The organism is Oceanimonas aquatica (assembly GCF_030732065.1).
GTDB lineage: Bacteria > Pseudomonadota > Gammaproteobacteria > Enterobacterales > Aeromonadaceae > Oceanimonas.
The window spans coordinates 58,010-83,570 of sequence record NZ_JAVBHX010000011.1 but is presented as its reverse complement, the minus strand read 5'-3'; the positions used below and the strand labels follow the sequence as shown (position 1 = coordinate 83,570).

Here is a 25,561-nt window from a genome sequence, read left to right as displayed (position 1 = left end):
AGTGAACGCCTCGGCCTTACCGGCAGTGACGAGACATTCACAAAGCGTATGGCCTGCTTTACCCTGTGCGCCCGGCGAGCGGATTTTCGGTCGTCAGGCTTTAACCTACCGCGCGCGGCGCGCCAGGAACCCTAATAGATAGTGAGAACATCACCGATGATCACCGGCGAACTGAAAAGCAAAATCGACAAACTCTGGGAAGAATTCTGGACAGGCGGCATCGCCAATCCCTTGACCGTGATCGAGCAAGTCACCTTCTTGATGTACGCCCGTATGCTGGACATGAACGAGCGCCGGGACGAAAAGCGCGCCGAGCGTAGTGGCAAGCCGTTCAAGCGCCGCTTTTCCGAGTTTGATCAGGACGTTCGCTGGGAGAACTTCCGCCACCTGCCGGCAGAGCAGATGTACAAGCTGGTGAAGGACGACGTCTTTCCGCATTTCAAGGATCTGGCCGGTGAAGGCACCCTGTTTGCCGAGTTCATGAAAGACGCCCAGCTGATGATCCAGAAGCCAAGCCTGCTGGTGAAAGCCGTCAACATGATCAGCGAGCTGCCGCTCGACAGTGCTGATGTCAAGGGTGATCTGTACGAGTACCTGCTTTCCAAACTCACCACCGCCGGCATTAACGGTCAGTTTCGTACCCCACGCCATATCATCCGTGCCATTGTGGAAATGCTTGACCCCGAAGCCAATCACCGCATCGCCGATCCGGCCTGTGGTACGGCTGGATTTCTGGCGGTCGCCTATGAATACCTGTTGGAGAAGTACACCTCGCCCGAGGGTATTTATACCGAGCAGCTGGTCAACGACAAGGGGGAGATCACCGAGCAAAAGCTGTATTCCGGTGATCTGCTGCATGAGCACCGTCATCATGTAGACACCGACATGTTCCACGGTTTTGACTTTGACGCCACCATGTTGCGTATTGCCGCCATGAACCTGGTAATGCACGGCATTACCGAGCCCGATATTCATTATCAGGATACCCTGAGCCAGCGCTTTGCCGAGCGCTTTCCCAGGGCGGCCAATGGTGCGTTCGACCTTATCCTGGCCAACCCGCCGTTCAAGGGCAGCCTGGACGAAGAAGACGTCGATCCCAAGTTACTTCAGGTAGTAAAAACCAAGAAGACCGAGCTGCTGTTTGTGGCGCAGATATTGCGCATGCTGAAAATGGGCGGCCGCAGTGCCACCGTTGTGCCGGACGGCGTGTTGTTTGGCTCATCCAAGGCCCATCAGCAGTTGCGCAAGCATTTGATAGACGACAACCAGCTGGAGGCGGTGATCAGCCTGCCCAGTGGCGTGTTCAAACCGTATGCCGGTGTCTCTACCGCCATCCTCATCTTTACTCGAGGCGGAGCAACCGATCAGGTCTGGTTTTACCATGTAAAGGACGACGGCTTTTCCCTGGATGACAAGCGTCAGCCCATTACTGCCAACGATCTCCCCGAGCTGATCAGCTCGTTCAAGACGCGGGATCCGGCGCAGGCCAATACCGATAGCAATGATCGCACTGCCAGGGCCTTCTGGGTCAGCCGCGACGAGATTGCTGCCAACAAGTACGATCTGTCTCTTAACCGCTACAAAGAGCAGGTCTACGAGGCTGAGGAATACGATGCACCCAGGGATATTCTTGCCCGCCTGAAGGCACTGGAAGCTGAAATTCAGCAGGGTCTGAACGAGCTGGAGGGGATGCTGTGAGTTTCCCTACGGTAAAACTTGCTGATGTCGCCCCAGCTAAAGCGTTAAAGCGGAAAGTTACCGATACGTCTGAGCTGGTTTGGCACTTAAATTTGGATCAGGTGGAGTCACAAACGGGGCGAGTTCTCAAGGAAATGATTGCTCCTATTAGCGAAGCAGGTAATTCAACACACTGGTTTGATGAACGGCATGTGCTTTATTCCAAGTTACGCCCTTACTTGAATAAAGTGGTGTTACCTGAAAAAGAGGGTATAGCAACGACTGAGTTGGTACCAATGCTGCCAGACCCGGAGCGTTTGGACCGTAAATATTTAGCTCACTATCTACGTTCAGAAGGGTTTGTTAGTTGGGTTAGCTCACAGGTTGCTGGTGCAAAAATGCCACGAGTGGCCATGAAGGTTTTTTGGGATCATGAAATCCCTCTTCCTCCCTTGGCTGAGCAAAAACGTATTGCCGCCATTCTCGACAAGGCCGATGCCCTGCGTCGTAAACGCCAGCAGGCCATCGAGCTTGCCGACCAGTTTATGCATAGTGTCTTTTTGGATATGTTTGGTGATCCGGTTACTAACTCGAAGGGATGGAATGAGCTTCCTCTCTCTGAAGGTGTAGCAAGTATTGAGTCAGGATGGAGTGCTAATGGTGATAGCGCACCTGCCTCTGGTGAACAGTTAGGTGTTTTAAAGATCAGCTCTGTGACATCCGGCGTCTTCCAAGCAGCAGAAAACAAAGCTGTAGAGGTTAGTAGTGTTCCAGCCAATAAAAAGCTGCTGAAGCCGAGAGCCGGAGATCTAATTTTTAGTCGGGCTAATACCCGTGAGTTGGTAGCTGCGACAGCACTAGTGGATAAAGATTACGATAATCTTTTTCTTCCAGATAAGCTGTGGCGCATTAAAACAAATGAGAAGTTATTATCAGAATATCTACACTACCTTCTTAAACACCCAAAAATGCGAGACCGGCTAACGTCTCAAGCCACTGGTACTAGTGGTTCAATGCTGAACATTTCAAAGAAAAAATTTGAAGAAACACTGGCTTTTTTTCCTCTGGTTAGCGAACAGGAAAAATTTGCTAAAATATTTTTCCATGTTAATAAAATGCATGAGCTGAACAGAAAGAAAGCAGAGGGAATCGAGGGGTTATTTCTTTCATTAAGTCAACGTGCCTTCTCAGGCCAGCTCTAAGTATTAAATTTTAGTCAGTCACTAAGCATTAATTAGCCCGTGTACTCGGGCTGATTGAGTGCCTTGGCGTAAATAAAAAGAATAATTTCAGCATGCAGAGGTAATCGATCATGATGTGGTGGTTTGGTGTGGTTGCAGTATTTGTACTGCTGGCGCTGGTCAAGTCGGGCAAAGCTGACAAGCGCCAAAGCGGCCATGTTCAAATGACTAGAACGAACAACTCTTCCAACGCAAAGCCCATCACCATCAAGGTAACGTCGATGGCGACATCTGAAACAATGCACACCCAATCAGCTACTGATGCGTTACGAAAAAAAGAGGAGAGCCTGATCTTGAAAGAGCATGAGTCAATCACCCGTGGTCTGATCATTGCCCAACCCTGGATAGGCTACATATTGCGTGGCGAAAAAAGCTGGGAAATGCGCAGCCGGAACAGCCAACTCCGTGGCCCCATCGCCCTGATCGAAAAAGGTACCGGCACTGTAGTGGGTATCGCCCGCTTAACCGAGGTGAAAGGACCCTTTACCCCGGAACAGCTGGCCGAGCATGAGCACCTGCACAGGGTGCCTGGCAGCATTTACCAAAGCCCGGATTACAAATGGCATTACGCCTGGGTGCTGCAGGATGTGCATCCTTTGCCAAGTCCGGTTCCCTATCAGCACAAAAGTGGAGCCGTGATTTGGGTAGAGCTCGATGCCAATGCACAACAGGGCATCGCCGCACAACTGCAAAGCGTTACCGCAAAACCTGAGTGCACAGTTAACCCTAGTGAAGAAGTAACGGTAACCAGAGTACCGGTCGCCCGGGACGGTACCCATTTCTGCCCGATACGTTGCGCACGCAACGGCCACTATACAGTGGGTGAGAAAGGCGCAGAGCAACGTTTCAGTGACTACTACCAGGCCCTTAACTATCTTGAGGCTATGCCAGTCGCCAAGTGGCGGCGTCCCAACACCAATGGTAACTGGGGGATTGTCAGTGCTGTGGAGTGGGTTAAAAAGTAGCTTAGTAGCTCAAATGAAACTAGATTAGAGCGTAGTTTCGATAATAATTTACATAAGAGCAGATAAATCCATGCGCATAACCAAACTGTCACTAACCAACTTTCGTTCGTTTAAAGCCACTCAGACTCTGGAGTTTGCTCCTCTTACCCTGCTTTTTGGTCCTAACTCTGTGGGTAAAAGCTCGGTGTTGATGTCTCTTTTTTATCTTCAGGAAATCTTGCAGGAAGGACATTGTGATCCGATAAGACTGGAAGCTTTGGGTGACAAGCATATTGGTGGCTTTAAAAACCTCGTTAATGGGCGGGATCTTTCAAAGAGAATTGTCATAAAAGTTGGTTATGACAAAAAGGGATTTTTTGGGTCGAGTTACAGCCAGGTGTCTGAGATTGTTGAGCGAGAGCTGGGTTTTACAGTGGATAGCCGGCGGCTGATGCAGATTTGATTGAGGTTGAGTTTCATATTGCTTGGTCAGCTATAGAACAAACAGCATATGTTGCATGCTATAAAGTATGGTTTGATGGTGAGTTGATTTCTGAACTGACTAGTGATTCAGGCCTTAAGCAGCCAGTAATAAGTTATTTGAATTATAATCACCAAGCTCTGCTATGTGATGATGACAAAGAGTATGATTCTGAAGTTGAAAATCCTGACTTTGTTAGTTACTTTCATGAGAGGCTCAACTCTCAAATAACTATAAATAGCTGTCAATCAGACGAGGATGAAAGTAAAGAGAAGATCAGTTTCCTGCATCAGCCAATAGGTTTCAAGGGGTTTTCTGGCGCTTTGCCGTTGCTGGGGGAAACTTTGCAGACTGCACTTGAGTTGGATGATCGTGTATCTACAATCAGGGTGCATGAAATATTATCTGATGTGGTGGTGGCACCACTGGATAATTTGCTTGAGCTGCTGAATGATAGCGTCAGTATAGGACCACTACGAGTTATACCCGATGCACTGCACCAAAATAATCCATATCCAAAACAAAAGGATTGGTATTCTGGTGCTGCTGCATGGGATGTATTGGGGCGGTCTACCAGTCAAATTGATGAAATTAATCACTGGTTAGAGGATGACAGAAGGCTGGGACTGGGGTATGTCGTTAAAAAAAGTCAGCTCTTAGCAAAATTTCCTATATAGGTGGTGACGATGTAATTAGCCAGTTGAAAGCTGTGTATGATCAATATGGCGATAGTGTGCGTTTCTCTATATCCAAGGAAGATATTTCCGAAAACCCGGAAGCAGAGCAGGTATATTTAGATATTGAAAAGCTGATATCTTTGTGGGAAGAGGATAGGAAGATTAATGAAAAAGAGAGTGAAAAATTAAGATCTGAAGAGGTTAGCAGTAAGGCGGTGTTATGGGATTTGGATAATGAAATAGAAGTTTCATCATCTGATATTGGTGTTGGTTTCTCACAGCTATTTCCTCTGGTTGTGGCCTCAATAGAACGCAATAAAGGTATTATCGCCGGTGAGCAACCAGAGCTTCATGTACATCCACGCGTACAGGTAGGTATTGGTGATCTCTTAACGCAAAACAGAAGAAAAACAACCTACCTTATCGAAACCCATAGTGAGCATATTATCCTTAGGATATTAAAGCGCATTCGCCAAACTACTGATAATGAGCTGCCAGGTAATATTAAACCAGTATATCCAAGTGATATATCAATTATATATATGGAACCAGCAACATATGGCGTAAAAGCCAAGCGAATTGATATTGATGAAGATGGCGAGTTCAAGCAGCGTTGGCCTAACGGATTTTTTTCTGAGCGTAGAGAGGAGCTACTCTGATGATCTATGAATATGCCATTGAACCAGAGTTATTGATGCACTGGGCTTCAAATGACAGAGACTATCGTGAGTTTTTACGTGAATATGGGCTAGGAACACCTCGACTTACCAGTTCATTTCCTAAGCAAAAAGCGGCTAAATTTCGTAGTTACTACTTAAGAAAAGGCCCTCGTGATGAACAGTCTAATGAAGCTCAGCGTTACCTGGAAATGGTAAATTATATAGCTGAGTCTTTAGTTTATCGTAATAATATTGAGTGTGATGGAAGTTGTTGGGAAAGTAATATTCTTCATGAAGACTCAGTGAATCCTTTTTACGCCATATTGACTTCTACTCCTATTGATAGCAAGCGATGTTTGACACCTAATACAATGTACTCAGAAGGAAGTATATGGAATCATGAATGCCAGATAAGTGTTTCACGTACTTATGAAAATCTTTTTCCTATCTTGAGTAATATGTTTAGCTTGGCCCAAGAAGAAATTATTATCGTTGATGGGTATGGTTGGAATCAACGGGCAATTGAATTTATTGCTAAGTTATTAAATGGGGTTTTGTGTGGCAAGGGCTTTAACCAATGCCCTGAATTGGTTCTTTTCTATAAAGACAAGAAGGATGATAAAGCCCCTGATGCTGCTTATGTAAAGTCAGAAATTGAAAAGCGTGCTCCAGGTATCAAAGATGCTGTAAAATTCCAGGTTATATCTCTTTCAGAGGTGGGCGGTGGGGATGTTTTTCATAATCGATGTATATTAACAGAGCATGGTGGAATTGCTTTCGGGCATGGGATTGATGTTACGGAAAATTCATTTCATTCAGATGAGGTTACTCTCATGAATAAAGCTGTTTACATTAAAAAGTGGGATCAGTTTGTAGATGATCTGTGTTTCGAAGTTGTGTCTCAGGCATAACCGGTAATTATTGACAGCTTTTTAATTTTGTCATATTAAATTAAGTCTGGTTTGGCTTTTGGATAATAATTATTTTTTTATCAAATGTAATTAGGCTGGAGTGAAGAGAAGGCCAAATGACATGACAGTTACTGCAACTAATCTAATCTTCAATTAATGGCGAAGTACTATTTTCGCCAGATCTGACGCTTTTCCTTGCCATGCTTGAGCTATTTACATTCACCTTCACCGAAATCCTTAACTGTAGCCGGTGATCCGCTTCACCCGAGGAACGAAGCGCTCAGAAGCATCCTCCAAACCATCATACTCTACCCACTCTTTCAGCAGCGCCTGATTCAGATCGATAAATTTCCTGACGCGGTTGAGTAGGTCGACCGGAACATCCGCTTCTTTTCGGTACTCACTGCCCTGAACAGCGAACCAGCGTCCTTTTATCTTGTCTTCAGTCCCTATGGAAAAGACTTTCCTAGAAGCGCCCCATGCCTTACCTACGGAGACCTTGATACGATACGGGCTGTGTTTTCCGTCATCATCTGCACGTCCGCAATAAATGACAACGCCCTCTATCCCTGTGCGCGTTGGTGATAGGTTAGCCATTTCAAACAGGTCGTACGGAGCAAGACCCTCGACTTTCTCGAACTGCCGACCATTGTGCATCTTGTTCAAGTTATTCTGTGGCATACCCTACTCCCATACAAAAGCAAAAAGCTACGCTTGAATGCGCTTATGAGCTCGGCTTCTCCAGCTCAAACAGCTCCCCCACCTCTATCTCCAGATACCTGCACAGCTGTTCAATCACATCCAGCTCTACCCTGGTCGCGGTCTCATTGTAGAGGCGGTGCAGGGTGTTTCTGTTGATACCGGTTTCCCGGGAAACCTCGGCAATTTTCTGCTTCCGCTCACCCAGTATGCGGGACAGGTGGCACTTAATCATTTCACCTCCAAAGAGAAAAAAATACCCACAGCAGTGATAAATGACTTGCAATGGTGATTATGTGTGCTAATTTCTCTCCTGTAGGTCATTTTTGTTCGGTGTAGAGAAAAAAGCGAGGGTTTGATTATGGCACATACCTATCTCACAACTGAAGAGCTGTCTGCCCGTATCAAGTACGACGCGCGTACCATCCGACAGTGCCTCAAGGATTCGGTGCTGTTCGAGGGGGTGCATTACATTCGTCCCTTTGGCGGCCGTAAGATCCTGTACATCTGGGAGCGGGTGGAAGAGTCCATGTTGCAGGGGGCGTCTGCCCAGGATCTGATCCAGAGCATTCAATAAGGAGGACGTTATGGGTGCAGTGAACGGCCGTGACGGCCGCCTTTATCTCGATTTTCGCTTCCGTGGCAAGCGCTGCCGGGAGCAGACCAAACTGGCTGATACGCCGGCCAACCGTAAAAAGCTCAGCAAGGTGCTGGCTCTTATTGAGCAGCAGATCCGGGCCGGCACCTTTGACTATGGCCACCATTTTCCCAACAGCCCCAAGGTGGAGCAATTCCGGCAACTGGAGGTACTGATCCGCCAAAAGGCGGTGGGGGGGGAAATGGACTTCGCCAGTTTTGCCGGCCAGTGGCTGGAAGAAAAGCGGGTGGAGTGGCGCGACAGCCAGTATGAAACCGTTGAAGGCATTTTGCGCTGCCATCTGGTGCCGGCGTTTGGCGAAATGGCCATGGGTGCCATTACCAAAAGTGACATTCTGGCGCTGCGCATGAAGCTGTGTCAGGCGGATGCCGTTACCGGCAAGCGCCTTTCACCATCGCGCATTAACCACATCATGACCGCCCTGCGCATGATAGTGAATGAGGCCGCCGAACGGTTTGAGTATGAGAGCCCCTGGCGCAACATCAAAGCGCTGCCCATGCCCCGGGCCGAGGTGCAGCCTTTTACCCTTGAGGAGGTGCAACTGATTTTGTCACGGGTGCGGCCGGACTTTCGGCCTTATTACACGGTGCGCTTCTTCACCGGGTTGCGCACCGGGGAAATAGACGGTCTGACCTGGGATAACGTGGACTTTGCGGCGCGTAAAATCCACATCCATCAGGCGTTGGTACGGGGCAAGCTGGAGAAAACCAAAACCAGCAGCTCTTACCGCAGCATCGCCATGTCCCAGCGGGTGTATGACGCTCTGTTTGAACAGTGGGAGCAGACCGGCGAGAAAAGCACTTATGTGTTCTGTGCCCGCAACGGCCAGCCGCTGAATCACCGTAACGTCACTCGCAGGGTGTGGTACCCCCTGCTGGAATGGCTGGAGCTGCCCAAACGCAACCCGTACCAGACCCGACACACGGCAGCCACTCTGTGGCTGGCCGCTGGTGAAAGCCCGGAGTGGATTGCTCGCCAGCTGGGTCATGCCAACACCAGCATGCTGTTCAGAGTATATTCCCGCTATATCCCTAACCTGGTGGGCCGGGACGGTGCAGCCTTTGAGTCGCTGCTGGATGAAGAGTTTGAACTGGAGGATGAAGCATGAACCCCATGGTAATGACACATCAACGGCCCCAACTGCTGTGGGCCAGCCAGTTGTTTGACGATGGCGCGCTGGCATCGTGGCAGTTCAGCATGCCGGCATGGAGCTGCTCGCTGTCGCTGGAGCCCTGGAAAATGCAGGGGGTAAGCCCCTATGGTCAGTGGGTGCTGGCGGAATTGAACGAGCAAGAAGGGCATTTCCGGCTCAAATCTGTGCAGACGTTACCGGAGGGTGTGAGCCGGCAACAAGTGGAGCATCAATTGGCCTGGCTGCCTGAGTCGCAGCAAGCGCTGCTGATGGATGTGTGGAGTATGCTGGCGGTGATTGACGATGATGTACTGCGGACCTTCTTGCTGGATATTCTGTCCAATGACGCCATCATGGCTCCCTTTTGCCAAAGCCGGGCCAGCCATAGGCATCATCATGATCAGCGCGGTGGTCTGCTGGCTCACAGCCATGAGGTGGCCATGACCTCAGCTATGCTCTGCAGCCAGTATGGCTTGGGCAAGAATAGCATCTGGGTGGCTTTTGTTGGTGGGCTGCTGCACGACATTGGCAAAATTCGGCTGTATTACAACGAAAACGCCGGTATCTGTGGCCAGCATGAGTCCTTTAGTTTCATGGTATTGGGGCAGCAACTGGAGCAATTACGCCTTGCTTCGCCCAAGGTATTTGAAGCCCTGAGTGCTTGCCTGGAAACAAAGGTAGGCAAGTACACGGACCCTTATCAGGTCGCCAATATTGTTCGCATGTGCGACCGGCTGTCGGCCGACGTCTCTAACTGGAAAAGCGCCTTTGCTCATGTGCCGGCGCACTTCTGGTATGCTCGCTGTCCACGAGACCAGCAGTGGTACAAGCGATTGGGGTAGCGAATGACAGCCAGGGAAAGGAGCGGGCAGACTAAAAGTCTGCCTGTTTTTATTTTTTGTAGAGTAAAATTCACTTCTATTGGGCTTTTCTTTTTTAAATATTTTCAACCTGTGACCTTTAATATGGTTTGATATTCAACCTTTACATCAACCCAGATGGAGCCAATTCTAAATATGTTAGCCCATCCCAATTCAGTGCGATCGTACAGGCAATAATATAGCCAGCAGTGATGTTCATTTTTCAGGGGGTGATCATAGCGCTGAAATTTATTGTGATTTACATTGTCAGCAATATTCCAAATTTCTCTTTTATGCTTTCCCATATGCTTGCCGGAGCCATATAGATCGACTAGGATATTGTCATCTTCATCACTAAAGCATGGATCTTCATTGTTTAAAATAAATGTGACAACACACTCTAGCTCATAATCATTTACCCAGTCGCTTGGGTTATTTAATTTTTCCTGACAATCTTTTCTTAGTCTTGCCACTTCGCTGCCTATTTCTTTTTCAATGTCAGATAACTGAGCATTCAATTTGAAAAGAAATTTTGTTTGTTCTTCAGAGAACTGTTCAGGCTCTATCGACCACTCATCTATATATTGAACATATTCATCCCTCGAATTGCGGCATATCATGTATTCACCTTTTTAATTGAAGTCAGCTATTAGGCGGGAGCCACGATGGGATGGACCAGGGGAAGAGACTGGTTCTCCTATCTGGCTAACAGGTGATCGTCGCGTTGCTGTCAACTCGTGAACAACAACCACACGATTGCCTGACCCTGAAGGCGACTGCCCTGATTTCGGCTCTATGTCTTTTCGTTCCATTCTGACGTGTCAGGATGATAATTCAATTGAGTCTATTAAGTTTGCTCTGCTTTGCGGGAAAATATCGGTCAGAATGTGAACTTAGGCAACTGGCAACAAAGATTTGGGGGATTTTTGAACTTGTGAGGTAGGGCTGGGCCAAATGCAAGGCTAATCGGCTCAGTAACTGAGCAGTCCAAATAATTGCTTCGGATAACGCACTTTGTGGTGGTCAACTGGCCCGTTCGGCTTCTTCTTGCCAAGCTGCGATTTCCTCAGCGGAAAAGAGAATAATCGCAAGCCGGTGCAGCACGATACGCAGACTGTGGGATGAATATCCTGCTTTGCTGGCCTCTTTGCGGTCGGCTTCCTCCTGATGTCGCAGGATCAGCCAGCCTGAGCCTTGTTCAAAGCGGGCTTTTTGCTTCATGGGATACGGCTGAATGTTCAATGGCCCACACTGCCAGTCTTTAATGATGTTTCTGTCGGTGTGCCGTAACTGTAACTGCCAGCGCGGCCAGTCAAACAACTGAGTAGCGACAGCCATATAGCGGCGAAAGGTCACCGCATCGTCAAAGCGCACACCCGATCGTGAGCTGTTGCAATGAGTCAGGGTGTATTGCGCTAGCCACTTCAATTCGTCACGTTGTTGGGAGGAACGATAGAGCTCCCGGCAAGCTGCCAGCGCTTTGGCCACATCGCGTTTCTCGGCCACACCCACCGGCTCGGGGGGCAGCAGTTGGTGCTGACGGCTGCGAGGGAACAGGCGGGGCAGCTGTTTTTCGGTGGTCAGAGCACGCAGTGCCAGGGCGCTTTGATGCCACTCATCTATTTGTTCTGCGCAGAGCTGATAAAACAAGGCTACTTCCCGATGGTCATAGCCAGCCTGAATTTTGCTCAGTACCGCCAGCATAGGTTCGTATTGACGCTGTTTTACTGGTTGTAATAATGCGTCAATGCTGGCGGCGCGAGAGGCTCTGGGCGAGGTAACGGGTCGAATATAGCGATTCAGTCGCTTGCGTAAAAAGCCAGCCGTGTTGGCTGGCGTAATGACTTGTCTTCCCCTGTGACGCAGGCGGATACGGTGAGGCCGTAAACCGAGCAGCACTTGTGCCTGATGGCTGGTGAGTTCGCGGCGGTGTTGCTGTAAATACAGCCCCAGCAGCAGATCGGTGAAATGCAGGTAAGTACTGAGGCTGATGTCGGGGCTGCTGTGGCCAGCAAAGGCCGCCAGTGCATGATACCTGTCTCGCAAACGTCCGTTCCCTGTAACGAGGGCTCGGATCTCCTGGCGCTTGGCATCACCATAGGGAAGCAGTGCATCGACGAATGTCGGCAGGCGCAATTGATCGGTGTGCAGCAGCAGTTGCAGGCGCGAAAGTGCGCTGTGGCGCAGGTGGTATAGGCGGAAGTAGAGACCTCCGCTCAGATCTTTCAATAGGGTGCTCACCGCCAGCGAAAGCGGAGTGATATCCAGTTGCTCAAATTTGTTTTCAGCCGTTTGGTGAAAGAACAGCTCATTGTCACTTTTGCTTTTAATGCGCTGCTCGCTCAGGTAATGACGAACCACATCGGCTTCTTCAGCTGTCAATAAAGGAAACAGGGGGACTTTGCGTAGTCCGGCTTCGGTTTTATTGTTGCCATACCGGTTGTTCCTGATGAATAACCAGCCGGTCGGGGATGGCTCAATGTCACTCAAACGCAGCTTGGCCAGTTCACCCGGTCGCAGCCCGATACGGTAGGCCATGATGAGAAAGCAGATATACGTTCGTTGCAGGTGGTCATCCAGATTGCCAAAGCATTGGAACTGTTTCAGCAAAGCGGCAAAAAGTGGTTCGTCCACGATAGCGGCACTGACATGAACGACACTGTCGGTGCCCAGCATCAGGGGCTCTGGTAACGGAGGAAAACCGAGTTGTTGTACGCCAAACACATGCAGATCTTCCAGGCGCCCAGCCTGATACTCTCGTGCCTGCTGCTTTCGAGGCCGGTTCAGCAGGCTCAAATACAGATCATGAAATTCCTCCCCACTGTAGCTGAGCAGATCCTCTTCATTCGTGACCATTAGCCAGTCGGCCGCAATGGCATCAAAATAACGCTTTGCGCTTGAGACGGCATTGTCACGCTCTGCGAGGTGATTGATCAGCCAGTTAACCAGCGTTGCCTCGGGCAACAGCAGCCGTTCATTACTGATCACCTCCAGCTCTTCAATGACGGTGCGTTTGCTTTTGGGGCGTGCTCGGTCCTGCTGAAACACTTCTCGTAATCGGGTCAGCAGATAAGGCTGCGAGCGCCGACCAACCGGCTTGCCGACTGGCCGGGGAGTGAGTTTCGGGAAACGGGTAAAGCGATGAAAGTCATGCTCATTACAGGTCAGCAGAGCCGGGCGTAACAACCGCTGCCAGTAGTCGTATGGCAGGCTGGCGCTGGGTTGTCTGCCGGTGGCGTATTCAACCAGCACCTGCGGCAGTGATACGCCGTCGAGGTGCTCTGCCACTGTGATCCCGCCGGTGGCGAGCTGAGTGAGCGAGCAGTGAATGCCAAGCTCCTGCTTGAGCAAGAACAGGCACTGCTCCGGAGAACTCGGCGGTTGCCAGTCTCTGGGTTTGTGTTTCAGAAACTGCCTCAATAGTCCCAGGCTGATAGGATCAGGCGCATAGAGCACTTCGCAATGAGGTAACCGCTCGTTGGCGTCTGGATCATCTACATATAAGTTGCTGGGCTGGCCTCGGCCAGGTGCAGGCTCCAGCACCAGCCAGCAAGTCTCATTATTGCCTCTCAGCGGACGAGGCTGATGTAGTGCCTGAGTCAGTGCAGGCCAGAGTGCTGGTCGGCCGAGGCCACCATAGAGCACCATCGACAGTAACAGCCGTGCAAACAGTAGATCAGGATCATCTGTCTCCTCCTGCAAACGCTCAAACCAGTGATGTTCGGCTTCGGCAATCAGGTGGGAACTGTGCTGCCAGCGCAAGGTACGGGAAGGCCGGCGGCGACGTAATGTGATGTAAGGATCCGGTACCTGTACCGACCAAATCCCTTGGCGATTACCGATTTCCAATTGTTTGCAGATAAAGCTGTAGGCGTACCGGTAAGCCCCTTCACTCTTCAGCTCCTGCTGTAACACTGTATCGATTTGCGGCCAGGCCTTATCAAAGTCAGTATCAATAGGTGGGATTTGCATCATGCCTGGCAGATGCTTTCTGAAAATGGCCATGGCAGCACGCAGGATCTGCGCATCCCGCTGCTGGCGCTTGGCCTGACGATGTTCTCTGCCCAGCATGGTCATCAGTGCCGGCTGGGATGGAGGAAGGATCAGCGGATTGTCCATCCGGGAAGCGCCTTAATCTGATGTTTTTTTAGTACGGATTCAATCACTTCTGCCAGCTCGCGACATTCACCCATGCTGACGAAACTGTGCCGCCCCATAGCCTCTTCTCCAATCTCCTCGTGGCCCATCCAGGAGTCGATGAGCTCTGGGTTAACTTTCTGTTTTGCCAATTCTGATCGCAGGTGGTGACGGGCCCAGTTTTTGGCCCAGGGCAGGCAAGGCGCTGGCAGCTTTGCCAGCAAGGACGGAGTGAGATCCGCAGGCTCCTGACTACCTTGTTTGTCCTCAAATGCAAACAGCAGGTTACCCGTACCATCCAGCGCCTGCTGGCAACGCGCTGCAAGAGCCGGAGCCTGAAAGCGGCTATAAATACTGAGTTGGCGCAAATGCTTCAGATAGAGCTCCACCTGCCTGGCGGCGGTAGCAGGGATCACCAGCGTTCTTGCAGACAGACCATGTCTTCTTTCCTTATCGGAAATCCACCAGGTGCGCTGGTAGGGATTGAAATCACCCAGTTTGCCCATCGGGGCGGTCACATCTCGATGACCTGTCGAGAAAGTCAGCAGCGCCCAGACGTAATAGACATAGCGATTATGAAAGGCCCTGATGTCAGCTTCGGGCTCGATGGCACCTGCCAGCATGATGAATATATGTTGCAGTATCGCTGATGGCACATATAACCGGCTGCCCAGGTTATTGTCTTTTTGAGCTCGAACAGGGAGACCCGGGCTTTGTTCAGCTATGACAAAAATGGCATTGACGTACCGAGTGTGATGCTCGAGCGCATCATCTTGCGACAGGTGACTGTATGACAATGCGGGGCGGGACTTGTGTGACTCACCGCGAAGCAGGGCAATGATGGCCCTGTCCGCTCCCTGATTCAGTAACCAGTGCTCCAGATATCGCACGATCAAGCCTGGTGTCAGCCTGGTTTGGTGTACCTCATTTATCGGTTTCAGCCACTCTCGCATTTCGCTGGGAGTCGGTGGGCTCATGGATGGATAAAATCGTTCAACCCAGTCGTGCAGCTGGATGGGCAGGGGACGGAAAAAGTGATCCGATACTGCCGGCAGTATCGGGTTCAGCTCATTCGGCTGACTGCTTGCCGGAACGTGATGAGTAAGCCGAATAGATGGATGATTATCGACTAGCTCCAATAGTTGATCCTGATTGGCCCGTTCATGAAGCCAGGCGGGATCCCGCCCCGTAACCAAGGCCAGCAGCATCCAGCCGGCCAGCACATCTTGCTCCTTTAGCTGCTTCAGACAATGCAGCACCAAGTGTTGAATGTCCCACTCGCTGGCTTGAGTGTAGCTGCATGGCAGCGATTGCTGACGGCTGGAGAGCTGCTCTGCCAGACGCTGGCCTTGTATGGCTTTCACAACCAGCGCTTTCTTACGTCTTAGTGGATCCTTAACCCTTAGTGTGTTGCCGGGAGTAATTCGGGCTGGCTCATCGGCCTGCTGACTATCTGGCGTTTCCGGAGTGAGCTGAAGTAGCTGAACATCAAAACCTGATTCATCTGCAGGCTCCAGGGGTACTGTGGTGATGACTTCTGGTCGCTCGAAGGTCAGGTTTACCCTGCGCTTGCGAACAATGCCCTCGATCTGATGCGCTGCATTACGGATGACGACGGACAGATAGCCTCGCTCCTTATCCAGCTTATAGTCCGGATATTTCAGCTTAAGTACTTCCAGCTCTTCGCCGAGATCGATTAGAGAGTCGGTGCTGGTTGTTTTTGGCAGAAACTGCAGTAACGGCGCATGCTTGGCGCTGGTAGCGATTTGTCGGACTTCCCGCAAGGCGGACTCAATCCCTGAATCTTGGTGTCCCAGAATATGCACCTGACAGCAGCACAGCAGGATCACCCCAAGCCATTCTTCAAACTTTTCGACATCCTCTACTGTGTGCAAGGGGGCGCATAGCGCCGCTGCATAGGGTGCTTCCGTCAGCAGTTTCTGATTTTTTATCCAGTCAAAAGTCTGCTGATAAGTGCCGGTGTCAGGCATGGGCAATTGAGCCAGTGCCTGTAAGCGCTGTTCCATGTGGTCGGAAAACAGCGGTAGGTGCTGCTGAAACTGAGTCAGCATGGGAGAGCACACTTGCGCAAAACGCAGAAAGACGATTTTCCTGTGCTCTTTCGGTAGTGACGGTGGGGCAATGATTTTACTGAGGTATCCCCGCCGGGCGGCGAATGGGCTCAGCTCAGTCATGTGGCGGACTCCACAGTTTGCTGAGCTCTGTAATCACATCGGATGTTGAGCTGGGGATGTTGGCTTTGGTTTTTTGTTCTCGACGCCGCCGCTGCTTGCGCTGCGTCATCAGCGTATTGTGAGCTCTGCCTGTCCATGCTGAGAGCATGCGGTCCGTAAGCTTGTCAGCGCCCAATAACTCTTGATGCAAATCCTCGGACATATGAGCAGCCAGCGTATCTCTTATTTCTGACAGACGATCCGGATCTACTGACTGTATTAAAGAAGATATCATCGAACGCCAGGCTGCTTTTTCTATCTCCGAGGTAGTTATGTGATGCTCAAGGTAGGAGATCAATTGAGTGCCGTTGGGGGGCCTGTGTGATGGCCAAATCAGCACTGGCCATAGTGGGGCGAACAGCTGAAACGTGCGCGGCGACTTCTTCTTTTTCGAAGTGTCATCCTCTTCCTCTCCCAGTATTACTGCATGGAGAGTTTCCCGGCTGAGTTCCGAGATCAAGGGCTCTGGCAAGACAGATGCGTTAACCCAGCGGGGGTAAATGGTGCACCATTCATATGCTGCCTGGGCGGCAGGATGCAGCTCTACAAGGTCTGATGAACGCACTTTTACTATCGCTGGCACGGTATTTTCCACTCATTTGGTCATGATTTATACTGTGCGCGGCGGACTCATGTAGATCAAATCTTGCATCTGAATTTGTAAGGTTTTTGTGACCGTGACCACGTGGTTGATCTCGATTGACGTAAAATCTGCAGAGCTAGCCGGCCAAAGCTAACCTATTTATATCAATAGGTTACGTTTAGTGTAGAATGGTGTATATTAAGTAAATCTGACTGGCACGGCCTGTCACGCCGGGGGTCGCGGGTTCGAGTCCCGTCCGCTCCGCCATCTTAAAGAAGCCCTGAGTTAACCCTCAGGGCTTTTTTCATTTCCATTTGCATTCAATCGTTTAAGGCCCTTGGCTTATGATGGCCAGGGGCTTTTTGCTTTTGCACCCAGCTCAAACCTGAACTCTCTTCGATCCTGCATCATCACCTTCGTGACTATCCCGAAGCATGCTTTCTGCCCGTCATGGCGGCAATCAATAACAATGCATAGGCTTTGAAGTGTTCATTCCATTGATGACGAGCGCTTCAATGCCACCACAACAAAAAACACACCTGCCCGCCTTTCGCAGCGAAGGGCTGACCAAAACCTATGGTGAAGGGGCTGCTGCCGTGCAGGCCCTTCGGGGCGTGGATCTGGAGCTGCCCGCCGGCGAGCTGGTGGTGCTGCTCGGACCTTCCGGCAGCGGCAAGTCCACCCTGCTCAACCTGCTGGGGGGGCTGGACTGGCCAAGCCGAGGACGAATCTGGTTTTTTGAACGGGAGCTGAGTGCCATGGATGAAGCCGGAATCACTCACTACCGGCGTCATCATGTGGGCTTTGTGTTTCAGTCCTACAATCTGATGCCAAGCCTGACCGCCGAGGAAAATGTCGAGCTGGTCACCGAGCTGGTTGCCGAGCCCATGGATGCCCGCGAAGCCCTGGAGCGGGTGGGGCTGGGTCGGCGTGGTCATCACTTTCCTTCCCAGTTGTCCGGCGGCGAGCAGCAGCGGGTGGCCATTGCCCGTGCCATTGCCAAGCGACCGACGGTATTGCTGTGCGACGAGCCCACGGGTGCCCTCGACAGCACCACAGGTCGGGTGGTGCTGGGCGTGTTGCAGCAGGTCAACCGGGAGCTGGGGACCACTGTGCTGATCGTCACTCATGCGGCAGCCACCGCCGCTATGGCCCACAGAGTGATCCACTTTGCCGACGGCCGTATTCGGGAAGTGCTGACCCCTGACCATCAGCTTGACGCTGACTGCATCGAGTGGTGAACACGCATGGCGACCATGCTCAATCGCAAGCTGCGCCGGGATCTGTGGCGGGTGCGTAGTCAGGCCCTAGCCATTGGCGTGGTGGTAGCGCTGGGCGTTATGCTGCTGGTGATGATGAACGGCCTGGTTAACTCCCTCAGTGATACTCGCCGCAGTTATTACCAGGATTACCGGCTGGCGGAAGTCTTCGCGCCGGTCAAGCGGGCACCGGAGCGGTTGCTGGCGGTGGTTTCCGGCCTGCCCGGGGTTGCCCTGGCCGAAGGGCGGATTACCGGCGCCGGCCTGCTCGAACTGCCCGCCGAAAGCGTGCCCATCGCGGCAAAGGTGCTCTCATTGCCCGACCGTCTCAATCGGCTGCGGTTGACTGCCGGACGTCTGCCCGAGCCGGTGCGACAGCAGGAGGTATTGCTGCTGAACACCTTTGCCAGGGCTCGGGGCATACGGCCCGGCGACACCATTGAGCTAACCCTGAACGGCGGGCGAGAACGGCTGTTCGTGGTGGGGCTGGCCATGGCGCCGGAGTTTCTTTACGTGACGCCGCCCGGGGAGCTGGTACCCGACGACGGCCGTTTTGTGGTGATCTGGATGCACGGCGAGGCCCTGGCCGATGCACTGGATCTGAGCGGTGCCGTCAACGAGTTTCTTATTCATCATCGCCCGACGACGCCCTTGCCGGCACTGATGGCATCGCTGGACCGGTTGCTGGCTCCTTACGGTGCCTTGGGCGCCTATCCTCGTGCCGACCATATTTCCGAACGTTTTATTCATGAAGAGATCGATGGCCTGCGGGTATCGGAGCGCATCCTGCCGCCGGTGTTTCTGGGGGTGGCTGCCTTTTTGCTGTATATCATGCTGTCGCGCATGGTGCAGGCAGAGCGCGAACAGATTGGTCTGCTCAAGGCATTCGGGCACAGCAACAGTGAAGTGGGGCTGCACTACCTCTGGTTCGTGCTGGTCATCGCGCTTGGCGGCGCGCTGGCCGGTGTGGGGCTGGGGGTGTGGAGCGGGTATTACCTGGCCGGTGTGTATCAGCTTTATTATCACTTTCCCTACCTGGTGTTTCGTATCGAGCCCCACGTGCTGCTGACCGGGGTGCTTATCAGCATGCTGGCGGCCTCGGCGGGCAGTTTGCTGGTGCTCAGGCGCGTGTGGGCCCTGGCCCCGGCGGCGGCCATGCGCCCGCCGGCTCCCACCGATTTCAGCCGCAGCCTGCGGTTTGGGCCCGGCTTGCGGCGCTGGCTGGATCAGCCTGCCCGCATGGTGTTGCGTCAGTTGTGGCGACGGCCGGTCAGGGCGGCAATGACGGTGCTCGGCATCGCCCTTGGTATGGCGCTGTCGGGAGCCATGCTCACCGTGATGAGCGGCTTTGAGCAAGCCATGACCCTGAATTTCGGGGTGATCGATCGAAGTGACGCGACCGTCACCTTTACCGAGCCGAGGGGGGCGCCAAGCCTGTATGCCCTGCAACACCTGCAGGGCGTGCTGGAAGTCGAAGGCTTTCGTGATGTGCCGGTGATCCTGCGCCATCACCGTCGTTATTATCGCGGTGCCATTACCGGCCTGACCGCCGCGCCGCAACTGTATCGTGCCCTGGATAGTCATCTGCACCCCCTGCGGCTGGAAGGCGAGGGGCTGGTGCTGGCCCGGCCACTGGCAACGCGGCTGGGCATCTCACCGGGCCAGCGGCTGCGGGTGGAGGTACGGGAAGGCCGGCGGCCGGTATTGACGGTGCCGGTCACCGGTGTGGTCGATACCCTGCTTGGGGCGCCCGCCTTTATGTCGCTGCCGGCCCTCAACCGAGCCATGAAAGAGCCGGATCGGGTGTCCGGAGCCTACCTGCGCATCGATAGCGTTCAACATGCCCGTTTATATAAGACGCTGAAAGACATGCCGGTGGTGGCGGGGGTCAGCCTGCGGGCCGAGCGGCGGGCGGCCTTTCAGGAAGTGATGGACAGCGGCGCCGGCGCGACCCGATACCTGATCACCGCCATGGCCGGCATCATTACCTTTGGCGTTGTCTACAACGGTGCCCGCATCGCCTTTGCCGAACGGGCAAGGGAGCTGGCCTGCCTGCGTATACTGGGAATGACCCGCGCCGAAACCGGCCTGGTACTGCTGGGGGAGCTCGGCGGCCTGACGCTGGCGGCACTGCCTCTGGGCGCCTTGCTGGGCTATGGCTTGTCACAGGCCGCGGCGGTGGGGTTCAGTACCGAGCTGTATCAGGTGTCGGCCGAACTGGATTTGCCCAGCCATGCCTGGGCGGCATTGACCGTACTGACGGCGGCCGCGCTCTCTGGCGTGGCGGTGCAGCGAGACATTAACCGCCTGGATCTGGTTACGGCCCAGGCCATCAGGGATTGAGCACATGACACTGACTCCATCGCACAAAGGCATGATAGTGGCGGCACTGGTGCTGGTGGCCGTGCTGGGCTACGGGCTCTGGCCCGAGGCCCGGCCGGTGGACACCGGCACGGTGCGCCGTGAGCCAATGGCGGTGACCATAGTCGAGGAAGGCCGCACTCGAGTGCGGCAATCTTATCTGGTGACCGCCCCGGTCAGGGGCCGGCTGCTGCGAGTGGATCTGGAAGCGGGCGATACGGTACGCCGGGGGCAGGTCGTGGCCCGGCTGTTGCCGGTGATGCCGGGCTTGCTCGACAGCCGTACACGCGAGCGAGCACTGGCGGCGTTGCATGCCGCCCAGGCGGCGCTGCATGCCGCCCAGGCCGAGGTGAAGCAGGCCGAGGCTGGGCGCCGGCTGGCGGCCGATCAGCTGGCACGGAACCGTCCGCTGCAGGCGCGGGGTGATATTTCGGCCACCCAGTGGCAGCGTCTGCGCCAGGAATTCAGTGCCGCCGTGGCCCGCCTTGACGCGGCGATGGCGGCGGTGACGCTGCGTGAGGCGGAGCTGGACTCCGCCGAGGCACAGCTTCGGGAAAGTACCCATGCCCTGGAAGGGGCGGGTGTGGCCCTGACGGCCCCGGTTTCCGGTCGAATATTGCAGCGATTGTTGCAGGGAGAAACCGTGGTCACGGCGGGCACGCCCATTCTGGAGCTGGGAAACATTGCTCGGGATCTGGAGGTACTGGTGGAGTTGCCGTCCGCCGAGGCCGTGCGGGTATCAGGCGGCGACCAGGTGGAAATTGCCCACTGGGGCGGGCCGGGCGTGCTGATGGGGGAAGTGGAGCGGATTGAGCCCAATGGCTTTACCAAGTTCTCCGCCCTGGGCGTGGAAGAACAAAGGGTCAATGTGCTGATCCGCTTTCGCGGCAGCGCCGAAGAGCGACAGGGTCTGGGGCATGGATACCGGGTGGAGGCACGCATTCGCGTATGGCAGAAAGACAAGGTACTGACCGCGCCTTCCGGTGCCCTGTTTCGCCATCAGGGGCAATGGGCGGTGTTGCTGGCGGAAAGCGGCCGGGCCCGGCTAACGCCGGTGACGGTAGGCAAGGACAATGGCCGGCGGGCCGAAATTCTGAGTGGCCTGAGTGAAGGCCAGCGGCTGGTGTTGTATCCGGACTCGGAACTGCAAGACGGGGCCCGCATTGCGCCGGACCCCGCAGAGGGCAGTTAAAGCACCATCATGTCGCGCTGGAACGACTTTTCGCAGTAGCGGCAGCGGAACATCACCTGGCCGCGCACCGCCCGCACCCGGAACTGGCTGGTCTCCGGCTCCCGGCGGCTGATGCAGTTGCCGTTGGGGCAGGCGAACACGCCCTCCACCTGTTCCGGCAGGTGCAGCTGCAGTTTTTCCACCACTTCAAAGTCTTCGATCAAATTCACGGTGGCGTCGGGTGCAAACAGCGCCAGCTGGTTGGCCTGGGCGGGGGACAGCCGGACGTTTTCCACCTTTATGATGTCCTTGGCGCCCAGCGCCTTGGAGGGCAGGTTGAGGCCCACGGTAATGCGTTCCCGATTCTGTACCAGGCCAAACAGCTGCAGAATGCGAATGCCCTGGCCGGCGGGAATGTGGTCGATGACGGTGCCGTTGTGAATGGCCTCGACTTGCAGTTGGGTCTTGTTCACGGCTGCTCCTTACAGGGTTTCGTTCAATACCAGGGCCAGCAGGGCCTGACGGGCGTAAACGCCGTTTTCGGCCTGCTCAAAGTAATAGGCATAGGGGGTGTCGTCCACGTCCACCGTGATCTCGTCGATGCGGGGCAGGGGATGCAGCACCTTGAGGCTGTCCTTGGCGTTTTCCAGCACCTGGGGGGTCAGCACGTATTTGGAGGCCACGTGCATGTATTCGGTCTCGTCAAAGCGCTCTTTCTGTACTCGGGTCATGTACAGAATGTCGATCTCGTCCATCACCTCTTCCATGCTGTCGCGAAACTCGAAGTTGATGCCTTTTTCCACCAGCTCATCACACAGGTAATCGGGCATGGCCAGGGCCTGGGGGGCAATAAAGTAGAATTTGCAGCCAAACAGGCTGAGTGCCTGAGTGAGGGAGTGCACGGTGCGGCCGTATTTCAGATCGCCCACAAAGGCCACGGTCAGCCCCTGCAGCGTGCCCTGGGTTTCGTAAATGGTGAACAGGTCCAGCAGCGTCTGAGTGGGGTGCTGGTTGGAGCCGTCTCCGGCGTTGATTACCGGCACCGAGGAGTATTCCGCCGCCAGCCGGGCTGCGCCGTCCTGAGGGTGGCGCATGACAAAGGCGTCGCTGTAGGAGCTGATGATCTTCACCGAGTCGGCCAGGGTTTCGCCCTTCTTCGCCAGTGAGGTGTTGCCGCTGTCGGAAAAGCCGATAACGGCGCCCCCCAGGCGGTGCGCGGCGGTTTCAAATGAGAGGCGGGTACGGGTGGAGGCTTCAAAGAAGCAGCTCGCCACTACCTTGTGTTTCAGCAGCTCGGGCCTGGGATGGGTTTTGAGCATGACGGCGGTATCGATGACCAGCTCCAGCTCGGCGCGGGTAAAGTCGGATATGGAAATGACATGCTTTTGAAATAGAGGGTTCGCCATCAGCAATGCTCTTCAAGTGGAATTCGGGCCATAAAAAACCCCGGGATGGGGCCATTGAAGTGACAGGATCACAAACGCCGAAGCCGGTGCCGGCAACGGGCACCACTGCAAAGGGACTGCAGCCGTGGGAGTTGAGCATGATGGGCTCCGCGTGTTTGCAAACCGTCCGGATTATAGAGAAATGTGCAGCCAAAGCAAAATACGGTGGCGAGACAACCGCAAGCGGTGAAAGAGTGAGCGAACGATCCTCCGGGACGGAAAAAGCCCTTTACCTTTGATGGGGGCTGGATATAATTCGCCTCGTGTTGCAGGGGCATAGTTCCAATTGGTAGAACAGCGGTCTCCAAAACCGACGGTTGGGGGTTCGAATCCCTCTGCCCCTGCCAGCTTCACCGAAAAGGCCAGCCTCAGTGCTGGCCTTTTTCGTTATGGGGTGTTCATGAAGCCATTACAATCACAGCTCTGGCAGTTTCTCGGTTTACCGGTATGGCACTGCGCCCATGGCGAACGCTTGCCTTACGGTCCTGCGCCGGTGGCAGCGCCGGCCGAAGTGCGGCTGATCACCGGCCAGGGCAGCCGTCTGCCGGACACCCTGCTTGCCGACCTCGCCATTGCCCTCAATGGCATTCAGCCCGAGATACAGGATGAAACCGCCTGGCTGGCCGCCGGTCGCCCCGGTGCCCGTATTCTGCTGGGGTTCAACCTGACCACGCCGGCCGAAGATCTGGCCTGGCACGGCACATTGCCGCTTTCTGCTTCACAAAAGCGCGAACTCTGGAGCCGGCTTTGCAGCCTCAATTCCGCCCTCTGACCCCGGCCGACCTCGATGCCATGGTGATGCTGGAACAATCGGCCCACGCTCACCCCTGGAGCCCTGCATTGCTCGCCGATGCCTTTGGCGAGCGCTATTTTACCGGCGCACTCTGGCACCAAAACGCCTTGCTGGGCTATTTCATTGCCGACCGGGTGCTGGACGAAAGCACTCTGATGAACATATGCGTGGCCCCGGCTCATCAGGGGCGTGGCCTGGGGCGGCAGTTGCTGGAAAACTACTTTGCCCAATGCCGGACTCTGGGCCTTGGCTGGTTGTGGCTGGAAGTGAGGGCCTCAAACCGGGCGGCCCTGAGTCTGTATGCCTCGGCCGGCTTTGAGGAAAGCGGCCGGCGCCGTAACTATTATCCCACGGCCGACGGCCATGAAGACGCCGTGCTGATGCAAAAGCGGCTTTAGTTTCTATACTGGAAGGCACACACTCTCGCAGGGATGACAAATGAGAGGCTTGCTTGCCACTATGCTGGTGCTGACGGGAATGGCGCCGGTATATGCCGACATCTTTCAATATCGCGACGCCGCCGGCGTGGTGCACTACACCGACAACCGCCTTCGGGCCAATACCGGCCAGCGCTGGCATCAGGATGCGGTCAACAAGGACGGCATTCTGATGCGGGTGGTCAAAAAGCCCGACGGCCACTACTTCTTTGCCCTTAACCGTCTCGCCAGCCGGGCCCGGCTGAACCTCAAGTTTACCGGTCAGCACAATGTGGCCATTCCCGAGGCGCTGCAGCAGGCGGTGATCCTGCCTCCCCGGGAGGAAAAATTTATCGGCAAGCTGACCCCGGCTCAGAGCGGAGCCTGGCGTTATGATTATGGCTTTGCCTACAGCAGCCATGAGGGGCGTAACAAGGTGGGAAGCCGGCACCGGGTACAGAAAATTGCCGGCAGCACCATCATCAGCCCGCGGGTACAGGCCTGGAAACAGCATCACAATCATACCGCCGCGCCCCTTGCCGGCGCCGTGGACATGAGCCCGCCGGTGGCCGGGCCCTACCGTATTTCTCAGGGCTTTAACGGCGATTTCAGCCACAACAAGCTAGCCAACCGTTATGCCCTCGATATCGCCCTGCCAGTGGGCACGCCGCTGCTGGCCACCGCCCCCGGTGTGGTGGTGGCGGCGGTGGATTATCATGTGGGAGGCGGCCTCAAGCCTGAATACAAGGGCCGGGCCAATCACCTGCGGCTGCGCCACGATGACGGTACCATGACCCTCTACGCTCACCTCGACACCGGCTCCCTGAAAGTGAAAAAGGGCCAGCGAGTGCGCGCCGGCCAGGTGGTGGCGGCCTCGGGCCATACCGGTTACAGTTCGGGCCCGCATCTGCACCTGGCGGTGCAGGTCAACAACAAGGGCAGAATTGAATCCATTCCCTTTACCCTGAATGGCCGGCTGCCCGGTGCCGGGAATACCCTGCTGGCTCAGGGTAGCGAAGGCAGCCTGGATGCTGAATAAACCCGGCTTCAAAACCCTATCAAATGAAATTATTTAATTCGGTATTTCAGGTGAGTTTTATTTGTACGGGCTGATCAGAGAGTTGCTTGAAAAGTGATTGCCTTAATGGTTGGTTTTTTTCAGTTTATTCCTCTGTATTTCCCTGGCTTCTTTCCGTAAAAGCAGTTGCTTTATGCTGTTTGCT

The 25,561-nt window shown here is 54.1% G+C and carries 24 protein-coding genes and 1 tRNA gene; 17 read left to right on the top strand and 8 right to left on the bottom strand.

Annotation, left to right across the window (positions count from 1 at the left end; all coding sequences use genetic code 11):
- Positions 1-141: 141 nt before the first annotated feature.
- From Q9290_RS14815 to Q9290_RS14785, 7 genes are all read left to right on the top strand, one after another.
- Entirely contained in the window at positions 142-1,698 is a 1,557-nt protein-coding gene (locus Q9290_RS14815; protein ID WP_306080425.1) for a type I restriction-modification system subunit M, read from the top strand.
- Positions 1,695-2,879: a restriction endonuclease subunit S gene (locus tag Q9290_RS14810; RefSeq protein WP_306080424.1), complete on the top strand. Its 1,185-nt coding sequence runs from the start codon at positions 1,695-1,697 to the stop codon at positions 2,877-2,879. The genes Q9290_RS14815 and Q9290_RS14810 overlap by 4 nt, the downstream gene beginning before the upstream one ends.
- 110 nt (positions 2,880-2,989) lie before the next feature.
- Complete coding sequence (locus Q9290_RS14805) at positions 2,990-3,883, top strand: ASCH domain-containing protein (protein WP_306080423.1); 894 nt, start codon at positions 2,990-2,992, stop codon at positions 3,881-3,883.
- 70 nt (positions 3,884-3,953) lie between these two features.
- Positions 3,954-4,325 (top strand): AAA family ATPase, encoded by a 372-nt coding sequence (locus Q9290_RS14800; RefSeq protein ID WP_306080422.1) that lies wholly within the window; start codon positions 3,954-3,956, stop codon positions 4,323-4,325.
- On the top strand, positions 4,322-5,020 hold the full coding sequence (locus Q9290_RS14795; RefSeq protein ID WP_306080421.1) for a hypothetical protein: 699 nt from the start codon (positions 4,322-4,324) through the stop codon (positions 5,018-5,020). The genes Q9290_RS14800 and Q9290_RS14795 overlap by 4 nt, the downstream gene beginning before the upstream one ends.
- A gap of 32 nt (positions 5,021-5,052) precedes the next feature.
- Positions 5,053-5,679: an AAA family ATPase gene (locus Q9290_RS14790; protein WP_306080420.1), complete on the top strand. Its 627-nt coding sequence runs from the start codon at positions 5,053-5,055 to the stop codon at positions 5,677-5,679.
- Positions 5,679-6,590, top strand: coding sequence for a hypothetical protein (locus tag Q9290_RS14785; protein ID WP_306080419.1), 912 nt, complete (start codon positions 5,679-5,681; stop codon positions 6,588-6,590). The genes Q9290_RS14790 and Q9290_RS14785 overlap by 1 nt, the downstream gene beginning before the upstream one ends.
- Positions 6,591-6,827: 237 nt before the next feature.
- On the opposite strand, the gene Q9290_RS14780 is transcribed toward Q9290_RS14785, so the two are convergent.
- Both Q9290_RS14780 and Q9290_RS14775 read right to left on the bottom strand, forming a co-directional pair.
- On the bottom strand, positions 6,828-7,271 hold the full coding sequence (locus Q9290_RS14780; RefSeq protein WP_306080418.1) for a hypothetical protein: 444 nt from the start codon (positions 7,269-7,271) through the stop codon (positions 6,828-6,830).
- 43 nt (positions 7,272-7,314) lie between these two features.
- Positions 7,315-7,524, bottom strand: coding sequence for a helix-turn-helix domain-containing protein (locus Q9290_RS14775; protein WP_019935808.1), 210 nt, complete (start codon positions 7,522-7,524; stop codon positions 7,315-7,317).
- 126 nt (positions 7,525-7,650) lie between these two features.
- On the opposite strand from Q9290_RS14775, the gene Q9290_RS14770 reads away from it, so the two are divergent.
- Genes Q9290_RS14770 through Q9290_RS14760 form a run of 3 tightly spaced genes read left to right on the top strand, consistent with a single transcriptional unit; the run spans position 7,651 to position 9,921 of the window.
- Positions 7,651-7,866, top strand: a complete 216-nt coding sequence (locus Q9290_RS14770) for a hypothetical protein (protein ID WP_026344925.1) — start codon at positions 7,651-7,653, stop codon at positions 7,864-7,866.
- Positions 7,867-7,876: 10 nt separating this feature from the next.
- Positions 7,877-9,055: a site-specific integrase gene (locus tag Q9290_RS14765; RefSeq protein ID WP_306080417.1), complete on the top strand. Its 1,179-nt coding sequence runs from the start codon at positions 7,877-7,879 to the stop codon at positions 9,053-9,055.
- Positions 9,052-9,921: an HD domain-containing protein gene (locus Q9290_RS14760; protein WP_306080416.1), complete on the top strand. Its 870-nt coding sequence runs from the start codon at positions 9,052-9,054 to the stop codon at positions 9,919-9,921. The genes Q9290_RS14765 and Q9290_RS14760 overlap by 4 nt, the downstream gene beginning before the upstream one ends.
- Before the next feature lie 104 nt (positions 9,922-10,025).
- Here the strand turns inward: Q9290_RS14760 and Q9290_RS14755 are convergent, their stop codons facing one another.
- The 4 genes from Q9290_RS14755 to Q9290_RS14740 form a co-directional block, all read right to left on the bottom strand.
- On the bottom strand, positions 10,026-10,559 hold the full coding sequence (locus Q9290_RS14755) for a hypothetical protein (protein WP_306080415.1): 534 nt from the start codon (positions 10,557-10,559) through the stop codon (positions 10,026-10,028).
- Between the two features lie 403 nt (positions 10,560-10,962).
- Positions 10,963-14,058, bottom strand: a complete 3,096-nt coding sequence (locus tag Q9290_RS14750) for a site-specific integrase (protein ID WP_306080414.1) — start codon at positions 14,056-14,058, stop codon at positions 10,963-10,965.
- Complete coding sequence (locus Q9290_RS14745) at positions 14,043-16,271, bottom strand: hypothetical protein (RefSeq protein WP_306080413.1); 2,229 nt, start codon at positions 16,269-16,271, stop codon at positions 14,043-14,045. Before Q9290_RS14745 ends, Q9290_RS14750 begins: the two co-directional genes overlap by 16 nt.
- Positions 16,264-16,905 (bottom strand): hypothetical protein, encoded by a 642-nt coding sequence (locus Q9290_RS14740; RefSeq protein WP_306080412.1) that lies wholly within the window; start codon positions 16,903-16,905, stop codon positions 16,264-16,266. The genes Q9290_RS14745 and Q9290_RS14740 overlap by 8 nt, the downstream gene beginning before the upstream one ends.
- A 503-nt stretch (positions 16,906-17,408) precedes the next feature.
- On the opposite strand from Q9290_RS14740, the gene Q9290_RS14735 reads away from it, so the two are divergent.
- The 3 genes from Q9290_RS14735 to Q9290_RS14725 are packed head-to-tail and all read left to right on the top strand — an operon-like array spanning position 17,409 to position 21,705.
- Positions 17,409-18,134 (top strand): ABC transporter ATP-binding protein, encoded by a 726-nt coding sequence (locus Q9290_RS14735; RefSeq protein ID WP_306080411.1) that lies wholly within the window; start codon positions 17,409-17,411, stop codon positions 18,132-18,134.
- A 6-nt stretch (positions 18,135-18,140) separates the two neighbouring features.
- Positions 18,141-20,495 carry an ABC transporter permease gene (locus tag Q9290_RS14730; RefSeq protein ID WP_306080410.1) on the top strand — a complete coding sequence of 785 codons (2,355 nt, stop codon included), beginning with the start codon at positions 18,141-18,143 and terminating at the stop codon, positions 20,493-20,495.
- Between the two features lie 4 nt (positions 20,496-20,499).
- Positions 20,500-21,705, top strand: a complete 1,206-nt coding sequence (locus tag Q9290_RS14725; protein WP_306080409.1) for an efflux RND transporter periplasmic adaptor subunit — start codon at positions 20,500-20,502, stop codon at positions 21,703-21,705.
- On the opposite strand, the gene pyrI is transcribed toward Q9290_RS14725, so the two are convergent.
- Positions 21,702-22,157 carry an aspartate carbamoyltransferase regulatory subunit gene (gene pyrI, locus Q9290_RS14720; RefSeq protein WP_306080408.1) on the bottom strand — a complete coding sequence of 152 codons (456 nt, stop codon included), beginning with the start codon at positions 22,155-22,157 and terminating at the stop codon, positions 21,702-21,704. The two genes, Q9290_RS14725 and pyrI, sit on opposite strands and share 4 nt — an antisense overlap.
- A gap of 9 nt (positions 22,158-22,166) precedes the next feature.
- A complete protein-coding gene (pyrB, locus tag Q9290_RS14715; RefSeq protein ID WP_306080407.1) occupies positions 22,167-23,090 on the bottom strand; it encodes an aspartate carbamoyltransferase in 924 nt (307 codons plus the stop codon).
- A gap of 309 nt (positions 23,091-23,399) precedes the next feature.
- Here pyrB and Q9290_RS14710 point away from each other — a divergent pair.
- From Q9290_RS14710 to Q9290_RS14695, 4 genes are all read left to right on the top strand, one after another.
- A tRNA-Trp gene (locus Q9290_RS14710) sits at positions 23,400-23,476 on the top strand.
- Positions 23,477-23,529: 53 nt separating this feature from the next.
- Positions 23,530-23,901: a hypothetical protein gene (locus Q9290_RS14705; protein ID WP_306080406.1), complete on the top strand. Its 372-nt coding sequence runs from the start codon at positions 23,530-23,532 to the stop codon at positions 23,899-23,901.
- Positions 23,877-24,320, top strand: a complete 444-nt coding sequence (rimI, locus tag Q9290_RS14700) for a ribosomal protein S18-alanine N-acetyltransferase (protein ID WP_306080405.1) — start codon at positions 23,877-23,879, stop codon at positions 24,318-24,320. Before Q9290_RS14705 ends, rimI begins: the two co-directional genes overlap by 25 nt.
- 40 nt (positions 24,321-24,360) lie before the next feature.
- The gene (locus Q9290_RS14695) at positions 24,361-25,377 is read left to right on the top strand and encodes a M23 family metallopeptidase (RefSeq protein ID WP_306080404.1); all 1,017 of its coding nucleotides are present in this window, start codon (positions 24,361-24,363) and stop codon (positions 25,375-25,377) included.
- The last annotated feature ends 184 nt before the right edge of the window (positions 25,378-25,561 follow it).

Bases quoted from the DNA above. Each gene is read 5' to 3' on its own strand.
- Q9290_RS14805 (WP_306080423.1), top strand. From the start codon at position 2,990: ATGATGTGGTGGTTTGGTGTGGTTGCAGTATTTGTACTGCTGGCGCTG.
- Q9290_RS14800 (WP_306080422.1), top strand. From the start codon at position 3,954: ATGCGCATAACCAAACTGTCACTAACCAACTTTCGTTCGTTTAAAGCC.
- Q9290_RS14785 (WP_306080419.1), top strand. From the start codon at position 5,679: ATGATCTATGAATATGCCATTGAACCAGAGTTATTGATGCACTGGGCT.
- Q9290_RS14780 (WP_306080418.1), bottom strand. From the start codon at position 7,271: ATGCCACAGAATAACTTGAACAAGATGCACAATGGTCGGCAGTTCGAG.
- Q9290_RS14775 (WP_019935808.1), bottom strand. From the start codon at position 7,524: ATGATTAAGTGCCACCTGTCCCGCATACTGGGTGAGCGGAAGCAGAAA.
- Q9290_RS14770 (WP_026344925.1), top strand. From the start codon at position 7,651: ATGGCACATACCTATCTCACAACTGAAGAGCTGTCTGCCCGTATCAAG.
- Q9290_RS14765 (WP_306080417.1), top strand. From the start codon at position 7,877: ATGGGTGCAGTGAACGGCCGTGACGGCCGCCTTTATCTCGATTTTCGC.
- Q9290_RS14760 (WP_306080416.1), top strand. From the start codon at position 9,052: ATGAACCCCATGGTAATGACACATCAACGGCCCCAACTGCTGTGGGCC.
- Q9290_RS14755 (WP_306080415.1), bottom strand. From the start codon at position 10,559: ATGATATGCCGCAATTCGAGGGATGAATATGTTCAATATATAGATGAG.
- Q9290_RS14750 (WP_306080414.1), bottom strand. From the start codon at position 14,058: ATGGACAATCCGCTGATCCTTCCTCCATCCCAGCCGGCACTGATGACC.
- Q9290_RS14745 (WP_306080413.1), bottom strand. From the start codon at position 16,271: ATGACTGAGCTGAGCCCATTCGCCGCCCGGCGGGGATACCTCAGTAAA.
- Q9290_RS14735 (WP_306080411.1), top strand. From the start codon at position 17,409: ATGCCACCACAACAAAAAACACACCTGCCCGCCTTTCGCAGCGAAGGG.
- Q9290_RS14730 (WP_306080410.1), top strand. From the start codon at position 18,141: ATGGCGACCATGCTCAATCGCAAGCTGCGCCGGGATCTGTGGCGGGTG.
- Q9290_RS14725 (WP_306080409.1), top strand. From the start codon at position 20,500: ATGACACTGACTCCATCGCACAAAGGCATGATAGTGGCGGCACTGGTG.
- pyrB (WP_306080407.1), bottom strand. From the start codon at position 23,090: ATGGCGAACCCTCTATTTCAAAAGCATGTCATTTCCATATCCGACTTT.
- Q9290_RS14705 (WP_306080406.1), top strand. From the start codon at position 23,530: ATGAAGCCATTACAATCACAGCTCTGGCAGTTTCTCGGTTTACCGGTA.
- Q9290_RS14695 (WP_306080404.1), top strand. From the start codon at position 24,361: ATGAGAGGCTTGCTTGCCACTATGCTGGTGCTGACGGGAATGGCGCCG.